Genomic DNA, 5,300 nt, shown 5'->3' with positions numbered 1-5,300 from the left:
CCGATCTCCGTTGGCTGTAACGGCGGTGTGGGAATCACGGTGTCGGGCCAGGTGGTCGGCATGCAGATCCAGACGACGGCCGGGGCATTGCGCAGAGGCGAGCCGGTCGTCGCACAGCCCTGCACGCCGACCATAGGTCTCGGTGCCGGCGAGCAGGAACTCTCGGCGAATCCGGGCACCGCATTCACCGTCGACACCGTCGGGCTCGACGCAGGCGGCGGCTACGGTACCGCAGCAGCGTCGAATACCTCCGCCACACAGCCGGATTCGACCCAGAAGCCACACGTCCTCACCTGGGCCTCGACGTCGCGTTCGGTACAAATCGACGCCGCCGACGCCGCGCGGCTCCTCGTCGTTCCCGAGAGCGAGAATCCCGGATGGGTTGCGCGACTGGGAGGCACCGAGCTGCGGCCGGTCGTCGTGAACGGCTGGCAGCAGGGGTGGGAGGTTCCGGCCGGATCGTCGGGAACCGTCGCTCTCGAGTTCCGCTACGACACGCCTTACCGCTGGGCCCTGCTCGTCGGGTTCGTCTTGCTCGCAGTGCTTTTCGTTCTTGCGCTATGGCCGATCCGCACGCGACGAGAACCCGAGACGGCACCAGAGCCGACCGTCGAGTCGTCGTCGACGCCGCTCGCGACGTGTGCGTGTGCCGGTGCCGGCTGGCTGGCGGCGTCCTGGCTACTGGCGGGGTGGTGGGGTCTTGCGATCTCCGTCGTCGTCGGCGCAGCCGTTGCGGCGCTGAGCCCGAGAGCGCGGGTGGTACTGACCTTTGTGGCGATGCTTGTGGCGACCGTCGGACTCGCAGCGGCTCCGTGGCATGCCGAGTCCGGATACAACGGATTCGCGTGGTGGGTTCAGCTTCCCGCGTTCGTCGCGGTAGCGAGCACTGTCTTCTCGGCGCTCGTCTCGGCCGTGCCGGAGTCGTGGCGAGACACGGTTTTTCGCTGGCTGCGCGCGGCAGGTGTCGCTCCTCGACGCCGCGCTTCCCGAGAGCGCAGCCAGTTGCGCGACGGCTCCTCGATGAAGGCGTAACTCGCCGCCGAGATCCCGATGCTGAGGATCGCGGTGATGATCCAGACCACTGCGGTGTGGCCGGTGAACGGAACGATCCCGAACAGCCCGAACACCACCGCGAGTACGGCGACGTGCCAGATGAAGATGCCGTACGACCACCGCCCGAGCGCGAGCATTGCCGGCGAGGTCAGGAACGGGAACGGGCGGTCGGAGACCCTGGCCAGCACTCCCGCCCGACCATCCGAGCAGATCAGCGGGGCGAGCAGCGTGAAACCGCAGATCGCACCCAGCGCCATCTTCACGGCGAACTGCCACGGCGCGAGAACTCCCAGCCCCGTCGGGCCCGCGATTGGTGTGCACGCGAGCCCGTACGCGACGACGAACACGACGAGCATGAGCCTGCGTCGTGCGCCGACCGCCGCGACCACCCGCGTGAAGCGAGTCGGCTGGCCCAGTTCGTCGGCGCCCGCGACCTCGGCGAGCACCAGGCCCGCGACGAACCACGGGAGATGTCCGAGCACCCAGTTGGTCGGTTCGACGCCGTCGGGTGTCGGAAGCAGTTCGGCGATCCATCCCCAGCTCAGGCTCACCGCACCGAGCGCGAGCAGCACGGGGATACGGGCCGACACGCTGCGGCCGCGCAGTGCGAACAACGCGAAGCCGAGGATCGGGAGCAGGAGATAGAACGCGACCTCGACCGAGAGGCTCCACATCTGGGTCAGACCCGCGGTCAGCGACAGCGGCACAAAGACCTGCGTGAGCGTCAGATTGGCGAACCACACCGTCGCGTCGGCTCCCTGCGCCTCGGGCAGCAGAGTCAACACGACGACCACGACGACGAGGTAGGCGGGCCAGATCCGCACCACACGGTGGCGCAGATAGCGGCGTATCGGCGGGTGCGCCGCGTGAGCCGACCGGCCCGCACTCGACCAGCCGTGCGCGCTCGCCACCCACGGCCGCCACAGCAGAAACCCCGACAGCGCGAAGAACAGCGCGACCGCGAGGTCGAGTCTGCCGAGGATCGGGCCGAGCACCGGAAGCGCGACGGCACCCGTCTGGAAGGCGACGTGCGTGGTGAGCACCCCGAGCGCAGCCACCGCGCGCATGCCCTCGAGCTGCGGAAAGAACCTGGGCGCCGGTCGACTCGGCGACGGGGCGCTCTGCGTCGTCGATGGGTCTGGCATCAGGCCAGGATACGGGCCATCGCGCGGCGCGTATCCGGCCAGCGAACCGACACCCGAACCGACACCCGAGAGGCGAACAACAGGCGAACAGTAGTGTCGTGCCCATGTCGCAGGCCCGGAACCCGAGCCGTTTCAGCACGGCCGACCTCATCGGGCCGACTCTCATCTTTCTCGGCGCCTTCTTGATCGCGGTGACCATCGCGTTGCCGACGCTGTTCGTCGACCGCCTCCGCACCATCCCGCTCAGCACCGACCAGACCACGGTGTCGACAGCAGGCATGTCCGACGACGAGCACGCGCAGATCCTCGACCGCTGCTCGCTGAACACCCCGCGCGCACGTGTCCTCGACGCGACCCTCGTGCGCCAGCAACGCGTCGTGGCGGTACGTCCCGCCGACTCGCGACGGGTCACGCTGCAGGCCGGCGCATCGGTGCAGGCCGACCGCATCTGGCTCGACGGGAAGGAATCCGAGTCCGACGCCGCGCGACCGGGCAGCGAGGTCGCACCCACCGAGGGTGCCGACGCGTGCACCTCGCCGACGGTGTCGGCGGTCCGGGACCGCGTCACGCTCAACCGTCACTCCGCGCTGCCCGATCTCGGGGCCGTCGGGGGAACGCGGGGTAACTCCGAGATCCAGTACGACAGCAACTCCGCACCGGTCCAGGCGCCGGATCGTCGTGGCTACACCTACGTGCTGCCCTTCGATCCGCCGACGTCGGGCGCGCGGTACTTCGACGTCACCACGCGTCGCACCGTCCCCCTCGTCGACGCCGGGGAGTCCCAGGTGGGCGGCCGCACCGCGATCCGGTACCGCGCCGAGATTCCCGATACCGACCTCGCCGCCATCGGCTCCGGAACCCCCTCGGGTACCCCGGCCACGCGCATCACGCGACCGGCGTCGTGGTTCGGCATCTCCGACGGTGACCCGAACCGGCAGATCACCGCGACACTGCACCATCGGGCGAAGTGGGACATCTCGGTCGACGCCGCGACGGGCGTGATCCTCGACGAACGCGTCGACGTCGCACAGACCTACCGCGTTGCCGGTTCTGATGGCCCAGACTCCGGTGTCGCGCTCACCAACCTGCGCGCGACGTTCGGCTTCGACGCCCCGACGAAGCGCACGATGGCCGACGACGCGGCGTCGCTCGCCGGACCCGTCACCATCTGGGGTCGCGTGGTGCCACTGATCGCGGGCATCGTCGGCGTGCTGGCGCTGATCGCGGGTGCGCTGCTCACGTTCCCTGGTCGGTGGCAGCGCTGGGTCGACGATCACCGGCCGCGCCGTCGGACGCGCGACGACCAACCGCACCGTCGGAGGCACGACGATCCGGAGTCCGATGCGAAAAACGAAGAGCCACAATAGTTGTCGTGACCGCAGAGACGGTAGCCGCGACGGCAGCGATCACAGCGAGGCGTATCACGCTGTGCCCGAGGAGAAGGATCGCGGCCGCCTCGATGGCGAGGAAAAGCCAGGCGAGGACCGAGATTCGGGTGCGGTCGTGCGCGATGGCCGCGAGCAGCGCCACCTGTAGCACCGCGAACGCCGCGCCGGTGAAGGCGAACAGTCCGAGCAGGTCGGTCAGCTGTCGGTAGTCGTCGCCGATCAGCACCGGAAGCAGTGGTCCGGCGAGCGCGCCGAGCACAGTGATCACCAACCCGATGCCGGCGACCACCCCGACCGCCTGCCGCAGTGACCGGCCGGACGAAGCCGGGTCGGCCAGTTGCGGATAGAACACGACTCCGACGGCTTGCGGCAACCAGAAGGCGACTTTCGTCGCAATGGCACCGAAGGCGTAGACGCCCGCATCACGCGGGTCGAGGACGGTGCGCGAGAGCAGGACGTCGAGCGAGACCGCGACCACGAGCACCAGTTGCACCTGCGACGCCCGGACGACGGTGGACAGTCCGGCACCCGGCAGGCCTGCACCAGACGCGCCGCTCCCGGCGGGCATGCGTGCGCCGGCGAGACCCCACACGACGGCGGCGGCCACCGCGGTCCCCACCGTGCCGGCCAGCAGTGCTCCGGTCGGTCCGGCGCCCGCGGCGAGTGCCGCGATCGTCGGAGCAGAGCGAACCACCCCAACCGCCGCGAGGACGACTCCGAGCGTTCGGAAACGTCGACGTCCCTGCAGCACACCCTGACCACCGCCGACGACGGTCAGCAGCGGCGCGGCCGCCAGTCCTGCCGCGGTGAGCGTCCACGACGTCGACGCGACCGCGGAGACCACCGGGACGGCGATGACCGCCAGCACCGCCACGGCAAGTGAACACCGCAGTGTGAGAGCACGTATCCGCAGGTCATCGCGGCCGTGAACCACTTCGCGAGCGACCACCGCCTGCAGCGCGAGCGCGGGAACGGTCAGCACCAACTGTGCCGAGAGCGCGACGGCCAGCTCGCCGTACTCCGCGGGCGTCAGCCACCAGCGACCCGCACCGAGATGAACGGCGTAGGCGCAGACGTTGGCGAGCATCGAACCGACGGCAACCCACCCGACCGCATCGAAGATGCCCCCGGGTAAGCGGCCGACGACGGGGGAACGCACCATATGGTCAAGTGTGCCTCTCCGGTGTGAAACGATGGACAGCGATGTATGACCAGAACACGCAGACCGACGTCGAGAGCACCGACGTCGGATTTCGCATCGACCCGGTTCTCGCACGTAGCTGGCTGTTGGTCAACGGCGCTCAGCACAATCGATTCGCACACGCCGCGCGGTCGCGCGCCGACATCGTCGTGCTCGACATCGAGGATGCTGTCGCTCCCAAGGACAAGCTCACCGCGCGCGACAATGTCGTCCAATGGTTGACCAGCGATCCCGGCACCGGCCCCGACGGCAACCCGCTTCCGGGCGGCGCGGGCGACTGGGTGCGTGTCAACGGCTTCGGCACCCCGTGGTGGGCCGACGACCTCGAGGCGCTCTCGAAGACCCCGATCGGCGGCGTGATGCTCGCGATGGTCGAGTCCGTCGACCACGTCACCGAGACCGCCAAGCGGCTCCCAGACGTGCCGATCGTCGCGCTGGTCGAGACGGCACGCGGACTCGAGCGCATCAGCGAGATCGCGTCGGCGAAGGGCACCTTCCGACTGGCGTTCGGTA

At 69.3% G+C, this 5,300-nt stretch carries 3 protein-coding genes; 2 read left to right on the top strand and 1 reads right to left on the bottom strand.

What is annotated here, in order from left to right; translation table 11 throughout:
• Positions 1-854: 854 nt before the first annotated feature.
• On the bottom strand, positions 855-2,198 hold the full coding sequence (locus tag A5777_RS11875; RefSeq protein WP_064862789.1) for an acyltransferase family protein: 1,344 nt from the start codon (positions 2,196-2,198) through the stop codon (positions 855-857).
• Between the two features lie 104 nt (positions 2,199-2,302).
• Here A5777_RS11875 and A5777_RS11870 point away from each other — a divergent pair, with 104 nt between their 5' ends.
• Together A5777_RS11870 and A5777_RS11860 are read left to right on the top strand one after the other, a co-directional pair.
• Positions 2,303-3,565 (top strand): DUF3068 domain-containing protein, encoded by a 1,263-nt coding sequence (locus A5777_RS11870; protein WP_064862788.1) that lies wholly within the window; start codon positions 2,303-2,305, stop codon positions 3,563-3,565.
• Positions 3,566-4,789: 1,224 nt separating this feature from the next.
• The coding region (locus A5777_RS11860; protein WP_231895034.1) for an HpcH/HpaI aldolase/citrate lyase family protein at positions 4,790-5,300 on the top strand (511 nt) is incomplete at its 3' end.

This window comes from Gordonia sp. 852002-10350_SCH5691597 (assembly GCF_001665715.1).
In the GTDB taxonomy this organism is placed as follows: Bacteria; Actinomycetota; Actinomycetes; order Mycobacteriales; family Mycobacteriaceae; genus Gordonia; species Gordonia sputi.
This window is presented reverse-complemented; position numbering and strand designations above follow the sequence as displayed.

Excerpts from the sequence above, each read along its gene's own strand:
- A5777_RS11875 (WP_064862789.1), bottom strand. The coding sequence starts at position 2,198 with ATGCCAGACCCATCGACGACGCAGAGCGCCCCGTCGCCGAGTCGACCG.
- A5777_RS11870 (WP_064862788.1), top strand. The coding sequence starts at position 2,303 with ATGTCGCAGGCCCGGAACCCGAGCCGTTTCAGCACGGCCGACCTCATC.